Origin of the sequence: Prevotella sp. P3-122 (assembly GCF_002251365.1) — a bacterium.
In the GTDB taxonomy this organism is placed as follows: domain Bacteria; phylum Bacteroidota; class Bacteroidia; order Bacteroidales; family Bacteroidaceae; genus Prevotella.
Genome location: NZ_NPJH01000079.1, coordinates 50991 through 75642 on the forward strand (window position 1 = coordinate 50991; position 24652 = coordinate 75642).

Genomic DNA, 24652 nt, shown 5'->3' on the forward strand with positions numbered 1-24652 from the left:
AAAGTTACGCAAAAAATTCTGGAATGCAAAAATACTTGGGCAAATATGTCATCTTTTTCATAATGGCTCATACATATAGGTGTGATATAGTACGCACCGAGGTGTATTGGCTCCAGCACAGAGGTGAATTGGCTTCCACACCAGAGTGTGTGTTCAGTCGGACATAAGCTCAGCAGAAAAGCTGCGCAACTCGCACAAGGCCCGCTGATATTCACGCTCGGCATTGAGTGCCCTGTTGGCGGCATCGTAGCAGAAGCCCATCTGCACGAGATAGTCGACAACAGCGAGATGGCCTTCGTCATAAGCCTTGCGCAATAGCCTGATGTCGGCATAGCGCGTGGAGGCTTCACGGCAGGCCACGGCAGCAGCTCGCAACGACACAGCCTTGTCGTAGGCCATGCGCACCTGACTGTAGAAGGTCTGGCGGGCATCGGCAAGGCGAAGCTCGGCAGCCTCACGTGCGGCGTGTGCCTGGCGAACTTTGTTGCGGTTAGTCCATAATGGCACCGACACTCCTATGGACACACCGCGGAATGTCTGCTCACGGGTGTTCTCACTCATGTATCCAAGCGTCAGCGACGGCACGTTCTGTGCCTTGTCGAGCGAAAGCTGGCGGTTGCTCACCTCTACCTCCTGCCTGACATACGCCAAGGTGGGGTTGCCAGCCTCTGCTGCTGCATACCACTGCTCAAACGGCGATGGCAGCGGCGACACATCGAACGACTGCTGCTGCAGGCTTATCTCATTGCCGCCATTGAGACGGGATAGAGCGGCCGCCACAGCCTGACGCTCTGTAGACACACGCGCCATCTCGGCCTCTGCGGCAGCAAGCGACATGAGGACATTGTTGTACTCTATCTGGTTGCCGTCGCCACTGTCTAACCGCTTCTTCTGCGCATCGGCAACGGCACGGGCAGCATCAAGGCGCGTCTGCATCTCGGCGGCAAGGGCATTGTAGTAGACCATGTCCACACACAGCATGCGGGCCTCGGTGATGATGGCCAGCCGCCCGGCTTTTAGTTGCAGGTCGACAAGAACGTCACGCTGCGAGGCCAAGGCTCTTTTCTTGCCCGAGAGTGTGGCGAAGTCAAACTGCTGCGATGCACTGAAATCCTTGCGGTTGCCCATCACGGCGGGGCTTCCCCACAGATAGGCAAACTCCACCTCGGGGTCGGCAAGCGTCATGCCCGTGCGGTTGTCGAGCTTCTGCGCCTCGGCCTCGGCCCTGAGAGCCTTCAGCGTGGTGTTGTTGCTCTCTATATCTGCGAGCACCTGCCCTATGGTTGTCTGTGCATCCATAGGCAGCAGCATGGCTGCCATAATGGTGACTAAAGCATATTTCTTCATTTCTTATTGTCTTGACGGTTTATGAGAAGATACATTATTGGTATGATGAAAGCGTTGAGCAGGGTCGAGGTGAACAGTCCGCCAAGAATAACCTTGGCCATAGGACTCTGAATCTCATTGCCAGGCAACTCGCCCCCCAATGCCATAGGCACCAGGGCCAAGGCTGACGACAGAGCCGTCATAAGTATGGGGTTGAGCCTGTCTATGGAGCCGTGCATAACGCTCTCTGTCAGCGTATAGCCCTCAGCACGCAAGTCGTTGTAGCGGGAGACGAGGAGCATGCCGTTGCGGGTGGCTATGCCGAAAAGCGAGATAAAGCCTATGGTGGCAGGAATACTCACCACGCCGCCCGACAGCCACAGCACAAGCACTCCGCCTATTAATGCCAAGGGCAGGTTGAGCAGGATGACTGATGCCTGACGGACGCTGCGGAACTCATTGAAGAGCAACAGGAAGATGGCGGCTATGGAGAACACTGAGGTGACGAGCAGGGTGCGCGAGGCTGTGCGCTCGCTCTCGAACTGGCCTCCATATTCCACATGATAATCCTCTGGCATTGCAACTTCTGCGTCTATGCGCTCACGTATGTCGTTGACCACTCCCAGCAGGTCGCGGCCTGAGACATTGGCCGACACTACCAGCTTACGGGCAACGTTCTCGCGGTTGATGGTGTTGGGTCCCATGGCAGAGGTGATATTTGCAAGGGTGCCCAACGGCACCTTTGCCCCATTGGCATCTACGGTGATGGCGGCTATGTCGGCAGCCGTCATCCTGTCGGCATCGGCAACTTTCAGCGTGAGGTCGAAGGACTTCTCGTCCTCATACACCTGCGACACTACCTGTCCACCCAAAAGCACACCCACCATCCGGGCAAACTGAGGCAGCGTCACGCCATAGCGCGCTAGCATCTCGCGCCGGGGCTCTATGCGCAACTGCGGACGCTCCACCTGCCGCTCTACGTTGAGGTCGGCAATGCCGTCGATGTCCTTTACGGCCTCCTCTATCTTCTTGCCAAGAGAATAGAGGGTGCCAAGGTCTGGGCCAAAAACCTTGATGGCGATGTTGGCACGGGTGCCGGAGAGCATGGCATCAATACGATGTGTCACGGGGGCACCAACCTCAACGGCTATGCCTGGAATGGCAGCGAGCCTTGCGCGGATGTCGTCCATGATCTCCTGCTTGCTCCTGTCACCAAGGACGAAGGGCACCTCAAGCTCGGAGTCGTTGACACCGAGGGCGTGTTCGTCAAGCTCCGCACGGCCAGTCTTGCGGCCAACGGTCTGCACCTCGGGTATGGCAAGCAAAGCCTCCTCCACCCTATGGCCTATGCGGTCGGACTCCTCAAGGGAGATGCCAGGAAGGGTACTAACGCCTATGGTGAACGACCCCTCATTGAATGGCGGAAGGAAGCTGCGCCCAAGGGTGGCAAAGCCTACTATGGCAACAACGGTGAGGACGGCCGTGACGGCAAGAACCTGGCGATGTCTGGTGAGCGCACGGCCGAGCAAACGGCCATATGCCGTCTTGAGCTTGCGGGCGACATAAGGCTCCGTGAGAAGTTTTCCGCTGCCCGGACGGCGGCCCGCAAGCAGATAGCTGCACAGCACGGGGGTGAGCGTGAGGGCTACAAGAGTGGAGGCGCCAAGAGCCGTGACGAAGGCGATGCCCAGAGGAACCAGCAGGCGACCCTCCATGCCACTGAGGAAGAAGAGGGGCACAAAGCTGGCAACGATTATAAGCGTGGAGTTGAGAATGGGCAGACGGACTTCCTTGGAAGCGTTGAAGATGACGGTCAGGGTCGACTGCCGGAAGCCTGGCGGCAAGGAGCTGTTCTCACGCAGCCTACGGTACACGTTCTCGACATCCACTATGGCATCGTCGACAAGCGAGCCAATGGCTATGGCCATGCCGCCAAGGCTCATGGTGTTGATGGTGAGCCCAAGGAGATGGAGGGTCAGTACAGATACCAGCAGGGAGAGCGGTATGGTGATGAGAGATATGACGGTAGCCCGGACATTCATGAGGAACAGGAAGAGCACGATGACCACAAAGAGTCCACCCTCGTAAAGCGACTTCATGACATTGTCGATGGAGCTGTTGATGAACCTCTCCTGACGGTATATGTCTGACGACACCTTGACATCACGGGGAAGGGTCTTGCCAAGTTCCATCAGCACAGTGTCTATCTTGGCCGTAAGGTCGACGGTGCTCGTATTGGGCTGCTTGGTAACGGTGACCATCACGCACGGCTTGCCGTCATGGGACGCCGTTCCCATCTTCGGTCTGCTGTTGCCTATCTTCACCTCGGCCACATTGCCCAACAGTACGGGTCCGGAGGCTGTGGTCTTGACAAGCGAGCCGGCAAGTGTGCCTACATTGTCCGATGCGAGCACACCGCGTATGATATACTCGTTGCCGTACTCATAGAGTATTCCTCCTGCCACATTGCCGTTCATGCCATCGACGGCCTCGCACACCTCGTCGAGCGACACTCCGTAATGTCTCATGCGGCCCGGATTAAGAAGTATCTGGTATTCGCGTACCTCACCGCCAAGCACCGACACCTGCGCTACGCCACCTGTTGCGAGCAGCCGTGGACGCACGGTCCAGTCGGCAATGGTTCGCAGGTCCTGTAGGGAGGTGCTGTCGGCTGTCAGCGACACAAACATTAGCTCGCCAAGGATGGACGACTGAGGACCAAGCGTAGGACTGCCGACGCCATCGGGGAGCATTTCCTCTACTACCGCTGTCTTCTCTGACACTATCTGTCGGGCACGGTAGATGTCGGTGCCCCAGTCGAACTCCACCCAAACAACGGAGAAGCCTGTAGTTGACGACGAACGCACACGGCGTACGCCGGTGGCTCCATTGACAGCGGTCTCGATTGGGAACGTTACAAGACGCTCTACTTCCTCTGGAGCCATGCCGTTGGCCTCGGTCATGACGACAACGGTGGGAGCGTTGAGGTCGGGAAACACGTCGACATCGGTATTCTTTGCCGTATAAAGGCCGGCGATGAGCAACAACACCGCACCAAGGAGCACGACAAGCCTATTGCGGAGCGAAAGCTTTATTATTCTGTTGAGCATGGTAATAGGCTGTTGTTGTTAATGACTGTGTCCATGGGGTATCTCGGTCGACATTGAGGCAAGCTTGACATTGTAGGCGCCTTTGGCCACAACCTTCTCGCCAGGTTTCAGCCCACTGATGACGACACGGCGCAAGCCGTCGCTGTCGCCAAGGGTTACTTGCCGCTTGACATAGTCCTCGTCATGCTCCTGCACATATACGAAATACAGCCCCTGCTCCTCGGTAATGGCAGACAGCGGAACGGTGATGGTATTGTTCCTCGCGGCTCCAATGAGGAACACCTCGACATAGCTTCCTGGCAGTATGTCACCGACATTGTCAAACTCGAAGACTGCCGGAACAAAGGCTCCGTTGTCGGAAAGGCTGCGCCCATACGACACGAGCCTGCCATTGAGAGAGGCAAGGCTGTGTAGGACATTCCTGTCTGAAGGCGATATGAAGTTGGCGGAGCTGATAGTGCGCAGGCTGCCATACTCGCTCTCGGGCACGAACGCTTTAAGCTGCAGCCTTCTGTCGCGGGTTACAACGGCTATGGGCTGTCCCACCGTGACATACTCACCCTGTGCAACGAGCAACTGCTTGACATATCCGCTCATGCCCGATGAGACGGAGATGCCGCGCGTGGTCATGCTCGCTGCCTGCGCATGGTATGCGTTGCGGGCTGTCTCGTAGTTGAGCTTTGCCTGCTCATATTCCTTGGCCGAGATTATCTTGTCGGCAACAAGGCGTGACGCACGCTGATACTCACGCTCTGCCGTCTCGAATGCTGCACGCGCGTTTACGGCCGGATCGCCATCCTGCAGATGCTTCGCCGATACGCTGGCTATAGCCTCGCCAGCCTTGACTGCCATGCCCTCGGCAATGGAGCCGCGGTAATAGGTAAGGATGCCTGAGGCCGTAGCCACAACAGTCTGCTCATCGCCCTGCGGAGCTACTATCTGCCCGCTGGTGCGTATGACGGAATGGAATGTTGACGGCGTTACGGTCTCTATTGCCAGCCCGGCCGCCTTGGCCTGTTCCTTGGTAAAAGAAATCTCGCCTGCGTGGTCGTGACCATGCCCGGTTTCCTCCTTATGTTCTGACTCATCAGCATGGTCATTGTCATGGCTATGCTCACCGCAACAACACAACAGGAGTACGGCGAACATGAAAATTAGTAATATGTTTGATTTCATTGAGAATATACTGTTTAACGGTTTATGACTTGTGGTTGCCACATACATCATACCAACAAGTGCGGCAACGCCCCTACGGGCATGGCAGCATTGTCGGATAGCGGTTTACCACAAAAGAAAAAAGACTTACGGGTTATGCCATGACAAATGGCGGTGCACGAAGGCCCGACGAGTCAGCTATCCACTCATCATACAGACGGATAACGGAAACGCAAGCGTAATTAACGCCTGAGCCTACAGGATGCTCAGGCAAACTGCCTACAATAGCAGTCAACAACAAAAGCGGATAAAGATACTGGGTGTTGAAGGCATACCCCGCATGGCTGGGGCGTGAGGCTATCAGGTCGGTCTCCTCAACGCAAAGCGTTCTGTCACCATGGTGGCTGGTATGCGCATCATTCTCAGCATTGTCTATGTCGCAACGCTCAACAACATTGCACCACACGCCGTCATGATGATGGTGTGGGACAAAAGGCATCAATGACACTATTATTGTGGCAATGAGCATTACTGTTACGAGAGCGTTCTTTTTCATTCAGATGCAAAGTTAGCAAGGATTGCAAATGCAGCCAAATAAAAGGAGTTAAAAATTATTGCTGTCCGATAAAAATCGGGATTTGATTAATTAGGATCTACTGAATTAATTTCCAGTCACAGACAGAGAGTTGCGGACGTAGCCCCTCATAGTAACGATAATGATGATTTTCAGTGTTTTAGGCGATATTGAACGGATATACTCCGTTTTTTATGCCAATTTCAAGCCGATTTTCAGCTCACAAGTGCGTGGATTGAACCGCGCTTAGTGGGTGGGTATGCTCCGTTTTCGCCAGTATCAGCGTGCAGAAGCCAAATTAGGTGGTGCTGTGACTACTATCAGCAAAAAGGTTGATACCATCAATCAGCACATAGACAAAGTTTTGGAAAATGCTCCCACAAAATTAAAGGTGTCTGTGCAAGTCAATGATGCTGACTGGCAGAAAATCCAAGAACTGTTTGCCAAAGAACGCCAATGGATGACCGCACAGATGCAGATGCATATCCGTGAGGTCAATTCCATGTTTGCTGATGAACGGAAAAAAGTCCACGAGCGATACAAGGAATATGATGGCTGCTATCTCGGTCACTATGCACAGTGGTTCTTTTGGTTCTTCTTCACTATTGGTGTCTTTGTAATTGCAGGAGGTGTAGGAATGATAATTGCACAGAGTTGTGGCTAATGACAACAGATGTGCTCATGAGGGCTTAATTTTTATATCTCGTCAGTTGTTTCTACCGTACAATAGAAACATCCGCCCTTAATAATGTCATAACCAACAATTTTTTCATCTGCAAAAGCGTCAAGAACTCTTTTTGAGAAAAAGACATCAGAACCTTGTGGATATAGCAAATCTTGGTTTTTATATTTCGGTGTTAGTGTGATTCGCTTTGGAAAGTAAATATCATTGTCGTTGTAAAACTCCTTTCTGTTTTGAAATACTTTACATTTTTCATTGTATATATCAATAAACTCGCACTTAGGATAAACAAATTCTGTATCTTTAATAATCGGCACAAACAAAAGATAAAAGTCAGATGCGATGCCGTCAATTTTTATTCGCTTCAGAATGTATTCTGATTTACGAACGTGTATTTGTTCAAGTACATTTTTAACTTTTGCGCTGACAACAGCCTTCAAGCTTAGGCATGCAGGCGAAAAATCCATGAAATCGACATAGTCTTTCCTTTTGACAATTTGTCCCTCTATTTCATCGGGCATATTTATATATATGTCATGTTTATTCTCAAAATACATCAAAATATTCCTATTTTTCTCAGACATATAGTCCAGAAAGTCCTTTGATTTTATCTTAACAGTATGTGGCATTTCGTATCTGCCTCTGATTCTTTTATCTAACGTAAATGTTATTTGATAGTACATAATTCGTGACTTTATTAATGCATCATAGCTAATCTTTAATATTTATCTAAATCTTCAAAAGTTATATTTGTGATACCATTTTTTTCAATTAGTTCTTTAACTCTTAATGAACAAACTGTTGCACCACTATCTTTTAGGTAGAAGATTTCTTCACCATTCCATGATGTAAAATCTATTTGAAAAGTTCCATAAATACGGTCTCCGTCAGAATCGTACTCGCATATAGAATCCACCTGTGCTTCTACGAATGCAAAATACTGTAACTTTGATCCTCTAATCCTTATTGGTATAAAGGATAATCCTTTGACTCCATTACTTTCTAATAATTTTTTAAATTTATCAGAAACAAATCTTAATGGTCCTTGATCACCAATAAAATCATAAAACACATTTCCCTCATCAATGTAGAAAACATTGTTCTTAATTACATTTTGTAAATTAGGAAAAACGTGAAAAGGGTCATAGATCTCTTCTGACTGAAGCCTAACTTGTTTTTTCTTATGTCCTAACATTATAGTTGTAAAATTCATAGTGCTGTCGAATTTGTAATCCATACTCTATTGATTATGATTCACATAAATCTTTGCATTTCTCCCAATGCGCATCGAATTCCTCTTTGCTAACCAACATATTGGTTTCTATCGAATACAAGTCATATTGCAGGATGATGGACATTGGGGGATTGAGTTTGATGAAATCTTCTGGAAAGCAACCATCTATTTCGACATTAGCTACGCAATAGTTGCCATCTGCAGAAATTGTGATAGCCTTTGATACTCTCACGCCATCAAACTCGCCATGGCAAACCGTGTCGAACACCTTTGTCTTGAAATAGAACTTGTATATCAATATCCTGTTATTGCATGGAAGCTGGCTTCTCAGACGGATACACAAATGAGCTAAGGACAACAAAAAACTTTTCTTGGCATCCTTTGGAGACATTATCAGCGTGAAGTCCTTGCCTAGCTGACCTACGGAAATGTAGCCACAAATACTGTGAGCAAATATTTCTTTGTATCTTTATCTCTTAGTTTCATATTACGTTCATTATATTTTACTCTGTATTGTACACGCACACTTACCGTGTCCACCGCCTCTTGGGAATGGACGCATGAGGCAAATAAACAAAATGCCAATAAACTGAAGAGTATTTTCATAAGCAACAATTCTTTTTATTTACTTCAACTCAAAGGTTGCCATGAAAGGCACCTTCTCACCATCTATGCTATCCTCATAAAAAAAGCGGTAAACGCCTGGTTTGTTGGGAAGAATATCGGGAAAAAGATGGGCAGTAATGGTGCCGCTTTGACCATCGTTTAAAACATGACCGATGGCCGTGAACAAGCAATCGGTGGGCACAACAAACCAATTGCCATCCGCTCCTTGGGCTGTGATGCTATAGGCATCGCCATACACAAATTCCTCGCCACTATGGTTGGTAATCGTGAATCTGATTTCCGTGGTGCCCAATGGATAGGAAGGCTTCTCCGCCTTGAGGGAGATGCCTTGGTAGGTGCTCACGCCTTCCCTGTTGTCGATGATAGGGTCCAACTTGCCCTCAAACCTGATGGCGGGCGAGTTGTAAATCTGCCTACGAAACTCCAGCTGCTTCTCCTTCGTGTTCCAACGGAGCGCAACATCAATGGAGTTGGATCCCATTCCAAATCCAACAACATTTCGCAAGGCCGGGGTCTTGTCTTCCGACAGGAACTTCCGCTCAAGTATCCGCATAATGGCGTTCAGTTCCCTATGCGAATATTTACGCGCCGAAGCCTTGCGATAGGTTCTCTTCTTGCTCTTGACAACTCTCTTTTTGCTAATGGCAACCCTCTTTTTGCCAACAGTTGCCACTTTCTTTTGCTGAATGGCCATTGATGGGTTGCAAGCAGCACAAGTGGTTTGCATTGAAAGGAACATTGTCAATCCTAATATTATTGCATTGAGGAGTTTTGGCTTCAGTCTCATAGTTATCAGCAATTAATAATTTAACATGTAGAGAGATATGAACTCTTATAGTATATTTCTTTTCTTATGAGAAAAGTTCAATTTATTTTGCAAATACTATATTTTAGTTTATCCACAAAATGATGCTATGATATTATTTTGTCTCTCATAATCTCTTCAATCATTGCGTTCCTTTTTGTCCGTGATAAGTTCTTTCATATCCACAGACAAGAACTGTGCAATTTCAAGAAGCGTTGTAAGGTTGGGTTGAGAACGGTTGCATACGTAAGCATTGACCGTACTGAAACTCCTTCCTAACTTCTTTGCAAGCCATGTTTGGCTTATCCCTTTGTCCTCTAAGACTGCTCTTATGCGATTTAACTTCATGTTTTTATCGTTTTTACGCTACAAAAATAATATTTTATCGTGATAATCCATTCAAATCCCTTGAATATCTGCTGTATTCCGTCGTAATTTAGACAAAATAGAAATATAATCTGCAAAAATGGGACTAAGCAATTGATTTCCCAACATGGCAAGATACATATATGCGTTCATAAATATTTGTTCTATTTGCCATGTTCTTAAAATGTCAAAATCGGAAATTTATCATTGTTTTCAGTGTTAATTTATGTTTTCTCATGCTTTCATTTTGGGGTTTCTTGATTTTGTTGTTCCTAATTTGTTTCTTTCGTCATTTTACCATTCCAATTAGTATTGATTATCAGTACATTACGAGCAATCAGTAAGATTTCAAGAAGAAGATAATGACGTTAGTAGTAGTCTGTAAAGTCTAAAAAGTGACAAAACAAGTTACTTAACCAGTAATCAAACTGGACATTTATCTGCGGAAGGAGAATGTTGTCTAACGCACTAAATATCAGAGTGTTAAATTTGTATATATCAATTTTTTTCGTACCTTTATAGTTGAAAACCAAAGGGGTACAATCAACTATGCCACTTACACCTTGAAATGATTCACTTTTACCTAATATGTAAGTCTTACAGAATCTCGATTGTGTTTCATAATCACATGTTGACTCATAATGATCTTTCAATAATGCTGTAATAAACGTACTCGTTTTGTCAAAATCATTTCCTGTGATTAAACAGAGTTCTGCCAACAATTTATTGATTAAACCAGTTTCTTCCTCTACTGTATGAGGAAGGCATAGCCTCTTACAATAGTAAGATGACAAAGTGTAAGACTCTATGTTGGAAATCATAGTGTCGTTTTAAAATAACGTGAGTTCGACAAAATATAAGTGCTTGAAAATTTGGTGATTAGCGAAATTTTTGGAGTTTCCTTGAACGAAGCGAAAAACTTTATAGTGTTGAAATACAAAGAATTACAAACAATAATCGCTATGATCACCGAGGACAAAGTTTTTCACTTCGTTCAAGGAAACTCCAGAATTATTTTGTATTGCAGATGATTTTTGCAAGTTTTTTGATGCCATGATGGAAAAATATACACTGAAAGCAGATAAGAAACGGCAATATCATCGCAAGTCAACCATGTCAAAGGCAGAAATTATGGTAATCATGATACTGTTTCATGATTCAGGCTACCGTTGCCTGAAACATTTCTATATAGAAAACAATACTCTGTTAATTCTAATGTAATCGTTTGAAAATGAGAGAGTTAATTAACGTAATATAACTGGTGAAATTTGGTTAAGTGGCTGATTATCAGTAACTTTATAGTTCCCCAACATTAAAGTTATATGACATCAGAACCACTCAACCAATATACGGAAATCTGCAGAGATGCTATCAAAAGTTCATCTGCAAAGGTAAGCAAAACTTTCGAAAACCTTCTCTTGGAAATACTCTTATTGTACATGACGATACAAAGAAAGATAAATTTCACTCAAATGGAGCGCTACGGCACCCATTGCGAGCAGACCTACAGAACGAATTTCAACCGTGGCCGTGCTAAATGCATAGACTGGGTGAAGTTCAACCTTGCCCTTTGCAGACGTTACTTGAATATGGATGGTCTATTGGCTATTGCCATTGATCCGAGCTACATCAGCAAGTCTGGTAAGAAGACTCCGCATATCGGTACTTTCTGGTCCGGTTGTGCAAGTTCCATGAAGCATGGACTTGAAATCATGGGACTGGCTCTTGTCGATGTCTATGCCAACAGTTGCATGATGCTGCGCGCCCATCAGACTCCATCTACAGGAGAGTTGAAACTGCGCAACATGACTCTCGTGCAACATTACATAGCGGTCATCAAGCGTTACAAGAAGGAATTGTTGAAGGTCACCGATATTGTTGTCGCTGACGCCTTCTTCTCTATCCGTCCGTTTGTGGATGGAATCAAAGAGTGCGGTTTCCATCTTGTCAGCCGCTTCAGGGATACAGCGAGCCTATACTATGTGTATACGGGGCCTCGTTCCCACAAGCCTGGACGTCCCAAGACACTTGACGGAAAAATCAACTACAAGAAACTTGACCTCACTCGTATGGCAGAGTTGCATATTGAAGGACTTGAGGGCACAGCCTACACACTCATTGCCTATTCAAAGGCTTTGAAGAAGAAAGTGCGCCTTGTCATTTGGATTATGCCCAACGGAAAGCACAAGCTTTTCTTCTCAACAAAGACATCCATGTCGGGTGAGGATGTGCTGCGCACATACCGCTCAAGATTCCAAATAGAATTTTGTTTTCGCGATGCAAAGCAGTATACCGGCCTTACGCATTGCCAGGCAAGACACAAGAACCAGTTGGACTTTTCCTACAATGCATCATTCGCATCACAGAATGTAGCAAAGGTGATGATGAAGGAAAACGGGATGTCGTATTCCATGGCGTCTTTCAAGGAGATCATGGCAAGCACATACATCGCTAAATTAATTTTTGACAAGTGTCGGAGAATACCGAACCGAAAGTTAATTAGTCATACTATCAAAGAACTCTTTGGCTGGCAGCGTAAAACTGCTTAGCCTTTATCTCAAATTTTAACGAACTATTGAGAAAAGGTATGCAGACATATGCGTCACCTCTTCCCGAAAGTTGTCTCATACAACCGATTCGTGGAACTTGAAAAGGAAGTAGCCATCCCTTTGGCTTTAAGATGCATCTGATATGTAACGAGAGGGGTGAGTTGCTGAACTTTATGATAACCCCCGGAGATGTGGATGACAGGAAACCATTGGAATACAAAGTCTTCGTAGAATTCATATATGGCAAGCTGGTCGGAGATAAAGGGTATATCAGCAAGAACCTTTTCCAACGCCTGTTCGTGGATGGCATACAGCTTATCACCAAACTTAAAAACAACATGAAAGGTGCCCTGATGAGCGTGTCTGACAAGCTGCTGCTTAGGAAACGAGCAATAATAGAAACGGTAAATGACGAGTTGAAGAATATTGCACAAGTGGAACATTCAAGACACAGGTGCTTTGACAATTTCATCGTGAACCTGCTTGGAGCTATCGCTGCTTATTGTATGTTTCCTAAGAAGCCGTGTATCAATGTACGACGTACAGTTGATACACAGCTTTCATTGTTTTGAATTCATCAAACTCACGTTATTTACCAAGAATTGATTAAAGGTGGAAATTAATAGAACTCACAAAAAAAATATGCCTTTCTTATGATTTTCAAGAAAAATGAATGGAATATAAAAAATATTTGGTATTTTTGTACTCAAAACACAGGTGGCACACCACCAAAAAACAGAATATCACAAATAATAAACAAGATACATATATTAAAAAAACAATTCGTCCACATTACGGGGAGACAATATTTTTGTTATGACTAATCAAAATTCAAGAGAGTTTGTATATTTCAAGATTCCCGTGTTTATAATGGACTTGGGAATTCATATATTTGTTCTGACGTGCCTTGCCAGGCTAATGCCATCATCCTATTTCCCGGAATTGCTCAAGGGAAATAACATGTCGTTGTCTGTGTACGCACTGCTGACCATAGCATACACTATGTCTATTGGCGTTTTCGGCCTACGGTTGCACGAGAGACGGGTAAAGCTATTGTTAGTGCTGTGGCGAGCAATAGTGCAGACAGTAACCACATACCTGATGTTTACCGTGCTGATAACATTGGTGCTTAAGGCATCGCCACGAACGATGATTGTTATACAGTTTGGTGTATCCCTGCCATTGATAGTAGTATTCCACTATTGTGCAAACATGATAGTGAGAAGAATCAGACGACTGAGACACAACATTCGCAACGTGGTAATTATTGGTACCGACGATGTTTCGATAGACTTGTATGGAGAGCTTATTCAGGGACAGGCATTCAGAGGATATCAGGTGATGGGATTTTTCGGACCAAAAGAGGGTGTGGAAATCCCAGAGAGCAGCAAGATTATTGGTGACATCACATCTTTCTTTGAATGGATTAAGTGGAACAGGCCGGATGAGATTTATTGCTCGCTGCCACCTGCAGAGTATGAGGAAGACGTAAACCACATAATCCACATCTGTAACGAACGCTTCATAGAACTGTTCTTCGTACCAAACTTCAAGGGCTATCCCAAACGGCACATGCTTGTCAGAAGCATTGGCGACGTGAAATACATTAAGCTTCGTGAGGAGCCGATGAACTCGCCGACAGCTAAGCTGACGAAGCGGATGGTGGATGTCTGCGTGAGCGGCCTGTTCCTCTGCACCCTTTACCCGTTTATCGTGCTGTTCGTATGGCTCGGCAACCTGATTACAAGCAATAAGGGGCCTCTGTACTTCCGACAGGCAAGGACAGGATATAATGGAAAGAGTTTCTATATATATAAGTTCCGTTCGATGAAAGAGAACAAAGAGGCGGACAAGCTACAGGCAACGAAGGACGACCCAAGGAAGACTCCGTTTGGGGACTTCTTGCGTCGGTCGAGCATTGATGAGTTGCCACAGTTTATCAACGTTTTTATTGGAAACATGAGCATCATCGGGCCACGTCCGCACATGGAATACCACACGGACATGTATAGTGCGCTGATTAGCAACTACATGGTGAGGCATTTGGCTAAACCGGGCATTACGGGATGGGCACAGATTAACGGATGCCGCGGTGAGACCAAGACTTTGGAGGAAATGGCTGATAGGGTGGAACACGATATATGGTATATAGAAAACTGGAGTCTCCTGCTTGACGTGGAGATTTTCTTCAAGACTATATGGCAGGTTATGCCAGGCAGAGACAAGCAAGCCTATTAAACTGAGGGGACCCTCCCAACCACTCCCCAGAAGGGAGAGAGACACCCACCTGCAATCTAACATAGTTAGAGACTTGTATCATATAGGCTCAGTGGAAAAATATGGGGGAAAAGGATCACCTAAATGAAGGCAATGCTTTGCGTTGGCAGATGCAAAGCTTTGCGATGGCAGATGCAAAGCTTTGCGTTGGCTCATGCAAAGCTTTGCGTTGGCAGTTGCAATGCTTTGCGTCTGAGATGGGCTAAACTGGCACAGAAATCATCTGTCATATTCTGGATATGAGAAAATGGAGGAAAGACTCACCATACGGGGACATTGTAGCCCCCAGGAAAGTTCTGCTAAGCCAACATCACTTCATTTACGGATGAACAAAAAAAACTCGCACAGGCAAGTGACTGTGCGAGATAATCAGAACTTAAAACCTGTCTGTGAACCCGATGGGATTCAAACCCATGACCTTCAGAACCGGAATCTGACGCTCTATTCAGCTAAGCTACGGGTCCTTGACGTTAGCGGATGCAAAAGTAATAATTTTATTCGAAACAACAAAATATGGGGCGGATGTTTTTCGTCCGCCCCATATAATTTATAGACTTTTGCTATAACGGTTACTTGTTTACGAACTTATGCGTCTTGCCATCCTTCTTGATGACGTAGATACCCTTAGGCAGGTTGGTGACACTGTCGCCGACCCTTACACCATTGATGTCGTAGATGCCCTCGGCTGCATTGGTAGCCGGTGTTGCATCAACGTTTCTAATGCCTGTAGTAACACTGCCATCCTCGTCGCTTACCACTATATATCCGACACGCTCGGTATATTTCTTCGTACTTGACACGGTTCCGTATTCCGCATTGGTGTCGTCCGTCTGCAGGCGTACCCTGTGATAGTATTCTGTAGGACCTGTGCCATAAGTACGCAATACGGAGTAGCATGGAACATCGTATGACTGCATCTGTACGAGCACCTTTGGATTGGCAAGCAGGTCATCGTTGCCATAGAAGAACTTATAGTTGGTGAGAGTACTCGTAAAGGTAATTGTCGTGTCACGGACGGTAACGACATGTCCGCTGCCGTCGAGTGTCTGACCACGCTCTATGGCCACATAGCTGACATCACAGCTTCTGACACTTTTTGCAGTAACACCGCTCTGGCGAAGCAGGATAACCTTGAAGCCCTCCTTTGTCACGTCAAAGACACGCGTTATGACAGGATACGGGGATACGGTAACCGCATACTGACCCGGTGAAGCCATAACTATTGGTATATCGTTGAACGGCTGTGCGAATGTTATAACGGCGGTATCGGAACCGGCAACAGAGCTTCCCACAGCAAGTCTCTTCGCTGTGATACCAGCCTCGTAGCGAAGGTCACCGATAGTGCCGGAACCTTTCTTGGCAGCCATGTAGGTTACCGTCTCGGAAAGTGTCATGGGCACATCCTTGGTTGTACCCTCAGACCACGACAGGAGGTTCATCTGGAACGTACTGTTCTTTCTTCCAGCCACAGAGGTGAGGCTGACGAGATGCTCGACGAGCGACGCCTTGTTGTTCTTGTTTGATACAGAGCCGAAGATCAGAGCAGGTTTCTCATCATATCCCTTCTCGAAGAACGAGTATGCAGTGTTCTGGTCGGCCAAGGTCATCTCGCCTACTTGTATCTCACCTGCCTGCTCGTCTGCGCCAAGAGCCTTGGCGAAGGACACTACATTGTAGACTACATCCGAATAGTAGTCCTTATTATTATATGTAGTGGTATGTATTCGGTAGCCTTGCTTTCCGCCTGTAGACACGGTATCAACATATGTGTAGCTTGCCGGACCGTCATCAACGGGAATCTCTGCGATTACTGTCCATGCGCCTCCGTCAATCTGACGCTCGATAACCATGCTGTTGTTGTATTCTCCGTTAGGCTCATTCCATTTCAGCGTGAATGTAGACTGTGTCTGCTTGAAGCTGCCTGTCAGGTTGCTGGGTGCTCCCATGCGTGGTGCCGACGGAATATACTTGTCGTAGTCCTTAGAATAGCCCACACCGGTGTTCATGCTTGCATAGTATTCGCCGGTCGGAGTGAGCGCACCGTCATTGTATATTCTGGAATACCACTGCTCGCCGTTCCAGTAGAAATACCTTTCCACGTATCCCCAGCTGTTCAGCTTGTCGAGAATGCGCTTTACCACCACGGCATTCTGCGATACGCGATAGCTGTCCTCCCATCCTGAGGTGAAGACACCGTTTTTATTCCACGATGCGCCCCACACCCACTCAGATATCCACAATGGGCGGTTGCCGTAGCTGCTGTACCAGTTTGCGAGGTTATTGAACGAGCCTTCGGGCCAGTAGCAATGCACGTCCATTAAGTCGCAACGCCATCCGCGGGCATCAATAGAGTCGATGAACTCACGCAGCCAGCTAAGGCTACCATCGTGCGATGTTGGCGAGCAGAGACGCTTGCCTGTAGCCATAAGCTTCTCCCAGTTGGCCAATACTGTCGCCACAGACTGTGGATGGTCGTCAGCTGAGTTGCCAGGCTCGTTGTTGGTCTTCATCATCGGCGAGTAGGAAGTAGCACCACACGCAGCTGCAGACGGCCAGTCCTCATAGATATGGTTAGCTACACACTCACGGTCGATACCCATGTTGATGCCTGCATCCCAGGTATAGCATGACTGAGAGTTAACTGCCTTATTCGACTCCGTACCAACATCGCTGGCGAGTCCTCTCTTGCTGCAGTCGTTCCACTTGAATATACGGTACGAGCTTACCCTGCCTGCCAGTACTGTAGGAAGGTTCATCTCAAGGTCAGCCTTGTCGGCGATGAAGCAACGGCTGTAGCCATATCCGCCGGGTCTTGACGAGAATGTCACCATATATCCACGCTTGAGCTTGAAGCTCTGAATGCGGTTGTTGAGTTTTGCCTCTGTGAGGGTGTTCATAAAACCGCCTGTATTCTCAAGTCCAAAATCATTGCACGACTCGCCTCCGAAATCCTTCTCTGAATATACGGTAAGTGGCTTGATGTCGGCAGCATAAGGCATGATTATGGCTCCGGAATTATAAATCTTCACCTGGCAGTTGGTACCGTTCTTGGCAGGCTCGCCATTGATGTAGACATAGCCAAGCTGCTCAAGCGCCAGCGACGGATAAAGCCCGTCGAGCACCAATGTGGCGTGCTCCGTATTGGTGATGTTAACAGAACCCGTAGCCGTAAACGGTGTGGCTGACGTAATGTGATAGTCCACGTCATCACTAAGTGTGACAGCCTCCGATACCTGCTCAACCGTCGTTATGGTGTTGTCGGCCCAGACAGAAGGCAAAGCTACACAGAGGGATAATGTAAGTAAAGTTAGATGTTTCATTATTTTTTAGGTTTTTAATCAGTATTTGCTGGCAAAGATAAACAATTATTGCCAAATGACATATATGTTTATAACAATATTAACTTTTATTTTCTATTAACTCACATATATAAAAACAGACATCTATTCCTATCGATATGTAAAGTGAAAAGTTTAGTTTTACGACATTTTGCAAAAATAATTGGCAAAACAGTTTGCACATTCACAACAAATACGTACCTTTGCAGGCATATTCAAAAATCACATTACAAAAATATGAGCAAACTTATTGAGCCTATAGGCTATCAGACCCTGCTCGACAGAAACCAAACAGAGCAGGGTATCAAGAAGATAAAGGATTTCTTCCAGCAAAATCTGTCTACCGAGCTGAGGCTTCATCGTGTCACGGCACCTCTTTTCGTAATGAAGGGTCTTGGCATAAACGACGACCTGAACGGTGTTGAACGCCCAGTATCATTCCCTATCAAAGACCTTGGAGACGCAAAGGCCGAGGTTGTCCATTCGCTGGCAAAATGGAAGAGGCTCACTCTGGCGGAGTATGATGTGAAGCCCGGTTACGGCATATACACTGACATGAACGCCATCAGAGCCGACGAGGAACTGGACAACCTGCACTCACTATATGTAGACCAATGGGATTGGGAGGCTGTCATCACACGCGAGGACAGGAACCTAGCGTTCCTTGAGGACGTAGTTAGGAGAATCTACGCGGCCATCCTGCGCACCGAATACCTCACTTGCGAGACTTATCCAATTCTGAAGCCATTCCTGCCGAAGGAAATACATTTCGTACATAGCGAGGACCTGCTGAGGATGTATCCCGACTTGAGTCCGAAAGAGCGCGAGGATGCTATCTGTAAGAAATATGGTGCCGTATTCGTAGAAGGCATAGGCGGAAAGCTCAGCAACGGGAAGAAACACGACGGGCGCGCTCCCGACTACGATGACTGGTCGACTGTAGCCGAGAACGGAAAGAAAGGTCTTAATGGCGACATCCTTATTTGGTATCCTGTCTTGGGCCGCTCGTTCGAGCTTAGCTCTATGGGCATACGTGTTGACAAGGAGAGTCTGCTAAGACAGTTGGAGATAGAAGAAAAACAAGACCGTGAGAAGCTATACTTCCATAAGCAACTTCTTGAAGACAAACTGCCATTGTCCATAGGTGGAGGTATCGGCCAAAGCCGTCTGTGCATGGTGATGCTTCACAAAGCGCATATCGGAGAGATACAGGCAAGCATCTGGCCTGAGGACATGCGCATGGAATGCGCAAGGCTTGGTATGCCGCTGATATAAATTCAGATACACTGTTTTGCCGCAGAGCCCAAATTAGTTTTTTATTAAACGTTAATTCCGCAACTAAGTAAATAGATGTTCATTTACTTTGTTGCGGAATTGATGTTTATGACATTTCCAGACCGAGAGACTCATAGAGCAGCCGCACGCCCGGATAGTTTGCTTTCAGCTCATTAAGCACGTCACGCTTGGTCATCAGGACTTTCACTTCCTCCACCTTGGCAAGCCTGAGCTGAAGTTCGATATTGCCGTTGCCAAGCGCCTTGGCCAACGTGGCCCGGATGCGTCCCTTGATGGACTGAAGCTCGTTGAGCAGGATGTCGTTGTCTACCACGACCTCAACATTTGGATAATCAGATATCTTAGGCAATAGGTTCTTCATTCTGCTCGACAGTCCCGTCATCTCCTTCGGCATGCGGTTGCACATCAGCATCCACTGGTGACCCAGTTCCTCTTCTGTGAACAATTTGTCAGCCGACTTATCGATAGTCTCCTCTACATCCTGGCTATCATTCTGACTGTCCTTCTTTCCGAGCGTTGCAAAGGTCACTCCCAGTGAGCCGAGTTTAAGTTTTCTTCCTGCCAAAGCAGCAGGTTGCGTAGTTGCCGCGGATGACGAAGGTGTTGTGACAGCGGCTTCCGCATAGGTATTTATTGTCGTTGTCTGTGTTGCCACATGTGCTGCAACTGCCGCAGCGGATCCTTCGCTTCTCCTTGCCACGACAGCATTTCCGGCTACAGCCACCTGCGATGCTGCATTCTGCCGGACACCAGCTATTTTTCTGAACAGGGTTTTAAGTCGTCTGGGGCTACGCCCCGATGATGCTCCCTCGTCATCGGCCTGCGTCAGCTGAGCCACCTCGATGAGCGTCAGCTCCACCAGCAAGCGCTTGTTTGAGCTTTGCTTGTAGTTGACATCGCAGCGGTTCATAATCTTGAGGGCGTTGTACAGGAACTTAATGGGGCATTTCTGCGCCTGCTGTTGGTAGCGCTGCCGTTGTGTCTCGCTGGCCTCAAGCAGCTTTGTCGTCTCCGGGTCCTTCGCCATGAGCACATTGCGCACATGGCTCGCAAGCCCCACTATCAGGTTGCCGCCATCGAAGCCCTTCGACAGCACACCATCGAGGAGCAGCATAATGTCGGGCACCTTGTTCTCAAGGGCGAGGTCTACGATGTTGAAATAATTGTCAACGTCGAGGATGTTCAGGTCTTCGAGTACCTTCTGGTAGGTGATGTTCCCCTGACAGAAGCTCGCTGCCTGGTCGAAGATGGACAGAGCATCACGCATACCTCCGTCGGCCTTCTCGGCAATTAGGGCAAGTGCCTCGTCCTCGTAGGATATGCCTTCCTTTTCTGCCACCATCTTCAGATGGTCGATGGTACCTTGGACGGTCATCCTCTCGAAGTCATAAATCTGACATCGGGACAGGATGGTGGGCAAAATCTTATGCTTCTCTGTCGTGGCCAGGATGAAGATGACATGTGCGGGCGGCTCCTCCAGAGTCTTGAGGAACGAGTTGAAGGCTGCCTGCGACAGCATGTGTACCTCGTCGATGATGAACACCTTGTATTTTCCCACCTGCGGGGGGATGCGCGTCTGCTCCATGAGTGTCTTTATCTGCTCCACTCCATTGTTGCTGGCAGCATCAAGCTCAAATATGTTGTACGAGCGTTGCTCGTTGAAAGCCTTGCAGCTCTCACACACGCCGCAGGCATCGCCGTCGGCAGTAGGGTTCATGCAGTTTATAACTTTTGCGAAGATGCGGGCACAGGTGGTCTTGCCCACTCCTCGTGGTCCGCAAAACAGATATGCGTGCGCCAGCTTACCACTTCGCACGGCATTCTTCAGCGTTGTCGTAAGCGACTTCTGACCCACTACCGAGTCGAAGGACATTGGCCTGTACTTACGCGCGGAGACTATATAGTCATTCATTATCGGGATGATGTTTTGGTTGCACTTTCTCCAAGCCGCAAATGGCGTTGAAGCATAATCATCTGCAAACTTACAAATTATTTTCCAAATACCGATATCATTGCTGAGGAAAAAAGATTTTTTCGCTCAACTTCACTCAACTTTAGCTGGTAACAACAATACATTAGTTATGGTGAAAAAAAGTGTCTCTTGTATTATTGCGTTTCGTATATTTTGTGTACTTTTGCCAACAATTCCGCGACATTCCCCGCTTGTCAGACAAAGCTGAGAATAGAGACACATTCAGTGCCGTCCCTGCCGCCATATCTCTATTAATTTATTATCAACGATATGATGAAAAGACTGATTTCCCTCCTCCGCATCTGGAAGTTGCCCGTGTCGATGCTCACGGGTGTGTTGCTGTACTACCTCCTCAAGGCCCTGCTGCCTGCTGGCGGCGATGCGGAAAGTGCTTTCTATAACGTCGTGTCTCATTTTCTTCAGCCGTCGCTTATTTTCGTCATGCTTCTGCTCTCTTTTCTCCGTGTCGACGTTCGTGACCTGAAGCCCCACCGCTGGCACATCATCCTCCTCGCCGTACAGTCCTCTCTATTCGTGCTCAGTTCTGTCGTTGCACTGCTCATCCCGCCTACAACAGTTGGATGGCGACTGATGGCAGAGGGTGCGATGCTCTGTTTCATCTGTCCTACGGGCACAGCCTCAGCCGTCATCGTACAGAAACTCGGAGGCTCTGTCAGCGGAGATGTCACCTACATCGTGCTCTGCAACATGATGGTGTCGCTGCTTGCGCCTGCTTTCCTCACCCTTGTCGAGCCTCATGCCGGACTCGGCTTTATGACAGAGTTTTTCATGATTATGGGCAAGGTCTTCCCGCTCCTGCTCTTCCCGCTCCTTGTCTCGTTCGTTATCCGTCACTATGCGCCACGACTGCTTGAGCGTCTTCTCTCCGTGCCCGACCTCGCTTTCTATCTATGGCTCGTAGCCCTTGCCCTCGCCATCACCGTGACGGTTCGCACTATAGCCGAGAGCGACATCGCCCTTGTGCATCTTGTCGGTCTGGCAGTGGTGAGCGCATTGTGTTGCGTGGCGCAGTTCCGGGTGGGCCGCTGTGTGGGCCGTCGTTGGAAACAGCCTACGAAGCCGCTGTCAGAGCTGCCACCCTCGGCGTTGTACCCCAACGGATATGTCGATGCTGCCGAGCGTTCTGCCATCACTGCTGGGCAGGCGATGGGACAGAAGAACACCGTCTTCGCCATCTGGATGGGCCTCGTCTTCCTCAACCCCGTAACCTCAGTGGTAGGCGGCTTCTACAGCATATGGCACAATTTGATAAACTCATGGCAGCTATACAAGAAAGCTAAGGTGGCGAAATAACAGACACCCTATCAAATTGGACACCCTACAAATTAAATACCCCAGAAAGTAGCTGTTTCTATTTGGTTTGGAAACAAACATTCAGGGCACGCCCCAAGATGGAGCATGCCCTGAATAATTGTTTCCTACTTGCGAGAGGTTGGAGCACCGTCATTAACGAGTGCCTGTCCAACTCCTTACCAGTTCTGTGCCCTTACCTCGAAATAGCTCTGTGCGTGGTCGCATACGGGGCATACCTCGGGAGCAGCCTTGCCAACAACAATGTGTCCACAATTGCGGCACTGCCAGATGGTGTCGCCGTCGCGTGAGAATACTATGCCATCCTCGATGTTCTTGAGCAGCTTGCGGTAGCGCTCCTCGTGATGACGCTCAATCTCTGCCACGCCACGCATCCTTGCGGCAATCTCAATGAAGCCCTCTTCCTCTGCTTCCTTGGCCATGCGGTCGTACATGTCTGTCCACTCGTAGTTCTCACCCTCGGCGGCAGCCTTCAGATTGGACATGGTGTCCTTGATGGCACCACCCTCAAGATACTTGAACCACAGCTTGGCGTGCTCCTTCTCGTTGTTGGCTGTCTCCTCGAAGAGAGCGGCAATCTGCTGATAGCCGTCCTTCTTGGCCTTTGATGCGAAGTATGAATACTTGTTGCGTGCCTGAGACTCGCCTGCGAAGGCTTCCATCAGGTTCTTCTCTGTCTTTGTTCCTTTAAGTTCTTTCATAATCTTTCTGTTTGCTATTTATTAATTATTTGGTTCTATGATTTGATTGCAAAGATATATATATTTTTGATATCCAGCAAACAAAATGTGTCTATCAGAGAATAGAAAATATCTATATTTACATTATTTTAACGGCTTTTTCACATACTTTTATCTCCAAGTGATGTATATTTGCCACATATTTAATAATATACAAATATGACTTTACAGCAATTGGAATATATCGTGGCCGTGTATCGCACACGCCACTTCGTGAAGGCTGCCGAGGCATGTGGCGTAACGCAGCCTACCCTCAGCGCGATGATTCAGAAACTGGAAGCTGAGCTTGACGTGAAGCTATTCGAGCGTTCCTCCCAGCAGGTTATGCCTACGGCTATAGGGAAAGTCGTTGTTGAACAGGCATGGAAGGTTCTGAACAGAGCACGCAAGCTAAAAGATATAGTTGCCGAAGAGAAGAAGTCGCTCACTGGTACCTTCAGACTCGGCATCTTGCCCACCATCGCCCCTTATCTGTTGCCCAGATTTTTCCCAAGACTGATGAGAGAAAACTCTTCATTGGAAATTCGGGTGGTTGAGATGAAAACCGCCTATATACGCCGTGCCATAGACAGGGGCGAGATAGATGCCGCTGTGATGGTTGATACAGGCGACCTCGACGACTACGCCCTGACGACACTCTTCTATGAGCAGTTTCTTGCTTACGTATCACCCTCTGACCAGTTGTCGGCCAAGAAAAGCATCAAGACGAGCGACCTCAGCAACGAGCTCTTATGGTTGCTCGACGAGGGGCATTGCTTCAGAGACCAGCTGGTGAAATATTGCCAGCTCAAAGCAGCCAAGACCAGTCAGTCGGCCTACTCATTAGGGAGCATTGAGACATTCATGCGCATCGTAGAGAACGGGCAGGGGATGACGTTCATTCCCGAGCTGGCCACCATGCAGCTCACTCCAACGCAGAAAGAGCTTGTTCGTCCGTTTGCCATACCAATACCAACACGCGAGGTTGTAATGGCAACATCCAAGGCGTTTGTCAGGCAAAGCCTGCTGAACATGATAGTTGGACAGATTAGGAATAGCGTGCCCGAGAAAATGCTAAAGCTTAACAATACCGAGCAAAGAATATAATGTTCTTATCCCCGACCGCAAACAACTATCATTCTCACCCACAGCCATCGTGGTACGAACTGCAGATGCCAGTCTGCAACCTGTATGTGCCATTGATGGCTGCCAGAGGGCGACATCGGTAAGACATGGCACCTGTGACGACGGCAGGTTTTCGGACTATATCCATAATTCCGTTCTTAATAT

Annotated in this window: 19 protein-coding genes, 1 tRNA gene and 2 pseudogenes; 8 read left to right on the plus strand and 14 right to left on the minus strand. The window is 47.7% G+C overall.

The window, feature by feature from the left end:
* Positions 1-153: 153 nt before the first annotated feature.
* The 4 genes from CIL02_RS12220 to CIL02_RS12235 form a co-directional block, all read right to left on the minus strand.
* A complete protein-coding gene (locus CIL02_RS12220; RefSeq protein ID WP_094402086.1) occupies positions 154-1347 on the minus strand; it encodes a TolC family protein in 1194 nt (397 codons plus the stop codon).
* Positions 1344-4436, minus strand: a complete 3093-nt coding sequence (locus CIL02_RS12225) for an efflux RND transporter permease subunit (RefSeq protein ID WP_094402088.1) — start codon at positions 4434-4436, stop codon at positions 1344-1346. Before CIL02_RS12225 ends, CIL02_RS12220 begins: the two co-directional genes overlap by 4 nt.
* Before the next feature lie 18 nt (positions 4437-4454).
* The gene (locus CIL02_RS12230; protein WP_094402090.1) at positions 4455-5612 is read right to left on the minus strand and encodes an efflux RND transporter periplasmic adaptor subunit; all 1158 of its coding nucleotides are present in this window, start codon (positions 5610-5612) and stop codon (positions 4455-4457) included.
* 133 nt (positions 5613-5745) lie between these two features.
* Positions 5746-6147, minus strand: a complete 402-nt coding sequence (locus tag CIL02_RS12235; RefSeq protein WP_094402092.1) for a DUF6769 family protein — start codon at positions 6145-6147, stop codon at positions 5746-5748.
* 277 nt (positions 6148-6424) lie between these two features.
* Between CIL02_RS12235 and CIL02_RS12240 the strand changes: the two genes are divergently transcribed.
* Positions 6425-6829, plus strand: a complete 405-nt coding sequence (locus tag CIL02_RS12240) for a hypothetical protein (protein ID WP_240513676.1) — start codon at positions 6425-6427, stop codon at positions 6827-6829.
* 32 nt (positions 6830-6861) lie between these two features.
* On the opposite strand, the gene CIL02_RS12245 is transcribed toward CIL02_RS12240, so the two are convergent.
* The 5 genes from CIL02_RS12245 to CIL02_RS12265 all read right to left on the minus strand — a co-directional run bounded on the left by CIL02_RS12245 (position 6862) and on the right by CIL02_RS12265 (position 9861).
* The gene (locus CIL02_RS12245) at positions 6862-7476 is read right to left on the minus strand and encodes a hypothetical protein (RefSeq protein WP_240513678.1); all 615 of its coding nucleotides are present in this window, start codon (positions 7474-7476) and stop codon (positions 6862-6864) included.
* A gap of 89 nt (positions 7477-7565) precedes the next feature.
* On the minus strand, positions 7566-8084 hold the full coding sequence (locus tag CIL02_RS12250; protein ID WP_094402096.1) for an imm11 family protein: 519 nt from the start codon (positions 8082-8084) through the stop codon (positions 7566-7568).
* 10 nt (positions 8085-8094) lie between these two features.
* Positions 8095-8379 carry a hypothetical protein gene (locus CIL02_RS12255; protein WP_094402098.1) on the minus strand — a complete coding sequence of 95 codons (285 nt, stop codon included), beginning with the start codon at positions 8377-8379 and terminating at the stop codon, positions 8095-8097.
* Positions 8380-8706: 327 nt separating this feature from the next.
* Entirely contained in the window at positions 8707-9402 is a 696-nt protein-coding gene (locus tag CIL02_RS12260; protein ID WP_094402100.1) for an immunoglobulin-like domain-containing protein, read from the minus strand.
* A 249-nt stretch (positions 9403-9651) separates the two neighbouring features.
* Positions 9652-9861: a helix-turn-helix domain-containing protein gene (locus CIL02_RS12265; RefSeq protein WP_044072484.1), complete on the minus strand. Its 210-nt coding sequence runs from the start codon at positions 9859-9861 to the stop codon at positions 9652-9654.
* A gap of 980 nt (positions 9862-10841) precedes the next feature.
* Here CIL02_RS12265 and CIL02_RS16745 point away from each other — a divergent pair.
* From CIL02_RS16745 to CIL02_RS12290, 4 genes and pseudogenes are all read left to right on the plus strand, one after another.
* Positions 10842-11073: pseudogene (locus CIL02_RS16745) on the plus strand (IS982 family transposase); the annotation flags it as partial.
* Between the two features lie 245 nt (positions 11074-11318).
* Positions 11319-12428 carry a transposase gene (locus CIL02_RS12280; RefSeq protein WP_240513679.1) on the plus strand — a complete coding sequence of 370 codons (1110 nt, stop codon included), beginning with the start codon at positions 11319-11321 and terminating at the stop codon, positions 12426-12428.
* A gap of 30 nt (positions 12429-12458) precedes the next feature.
* A pseudogene (locus CIL02_RS12285) lies at positions 12459-13000 on the plus strand (IS982 family transposase); the annotation flags it as partial.
* A gap of 298 nt (positions 13001-13298) precedes the next feature.
* Entirely contained in the window at positions 13299-14666 is a 1368-nt protein-coding gene (locus tag CIL02_RS12290) for an undecaprenyl-phosphate glucose phosphotransferase (protein ID WP_206073502.1), read from the plus strand.
* A gap of 429 nt (positions 14667-15095) precedes the next feature.
* On the opposite strand, the gene CIL02_RS12295 is transcribed toward CIL02_RS12290, so the two are convergent.
* Together CIL02_RS12295 and CIL02_RS12300 are read right to left on the minus strand one after the other, a co-directional pair.
* Positions 15096-15169, minus strand: a tRNA-Arg gene (locus CIL02_RS12295).
* A 105-nt stretch (positions 15170-15274) separates the two neighbouring features.
* Positions 15275-18025: an H-type lectin domain-containing protein gene (locus CIL02_RS12300; RefSeq protein WP_094402106.1), complete on the minus strand. Its 2751-nt coding sequence runs from the start codon at positions 18023-18025 to the stop codon at positions 15275-15277.
* 255 nt (positions 18026-18280) lie between these two features.
* On the opposite strand from CIL02_RS12300, the gene asnA reads away from it, so the two are divergent.
* Positions 18281-19318 (plus strand): aspartate--ammonia ligase, encoded by a 1038-nt coding sequence (gene asnA / locus CIL02_RS12305; RefSeq protein WP_094402108.1) that lies wholly within the window; start codon positions 18281-18283, stop codon positions 19316-19318.
* Between the two features lie 106 nt (positions 19319-19424).
* Here asnA and CIL02_RS12310 read toward each other — a convergent pair whose 3' ends face one another.
* Positions 19425-21251 carry a DNA polymerase III subunit gamma/tau gene (locus CIL02_RS12310; RefSeq protein ID WP_094402109.1) on the minus strand — a complete coding sequence of 609 codons (1827 nt, stop codon included), beginning with the start codon at positions 21249-21251 and terminating at the stop codon, positions 19425-19427.
* 330 nt (positions 21252-21581) lie between these two features.
* Here CIL02_RS12310 and CIL02_RS12315 point away from each other — a divergent pair, with 330 nt between their 5' ends.
* Positions 21582-22625: a hypothetical protein gene (locus CIL02_RS12315; protein ID WP_094402111.1), complete on the plus strand. Its 1044-nt coding sequence runs from the start codon at positions 21582-21584 to the stop codon at positions 22623-22625.
* 176 nt (positions 22626-22801) lie between these two features.
* On the opposite strand, the gene rbr is transcribed toward CIL02_RS12315, so the two are convergent.
* Complete coding sequence (gene rbr, locus CIL02_RS12320; protein ID WP_094402113.1) at positions 22802-23344, minus strand: rubrerythrin; 543 nt, start codon at positions 23342-23344, stop codon at positions 22802-22804.
* 198 nt (positions 23345-23542) lie between these two features.
* Here rbr and CIL02_RS12325 point away from each other — a divergent pair, with 198 nt between their 5' ends.
* Positions 23543-24469 (plus strand): hydrogen peroxide-inducible genes activator, encoded by a 927-nt coding sequence (locus tag CIL02_RS12325; protein ID WP_094402114.1) that lies wholly within the window; start codon positions 23543-23545, stop codon positions 24467-24469.
* Positions 24470-24503: 34 nt separating this feature from the next.
* Here the strand turns inward: CIL02_RS12325 and CIL02_RS16895 are convergent, their stop codons facing one another.
* Positions 24504-24635 (minus strand): hypothetical protein, encoded by a 132-nt coding sequence (locus CIL02_RS16895; protein ID WP_256387562.1) that lies wholly within the window; start codon positions 24633-24635, stop codon positions 24504-24506.
* Positions 24636-24652 lie beyond the last annotated feature (17 nt).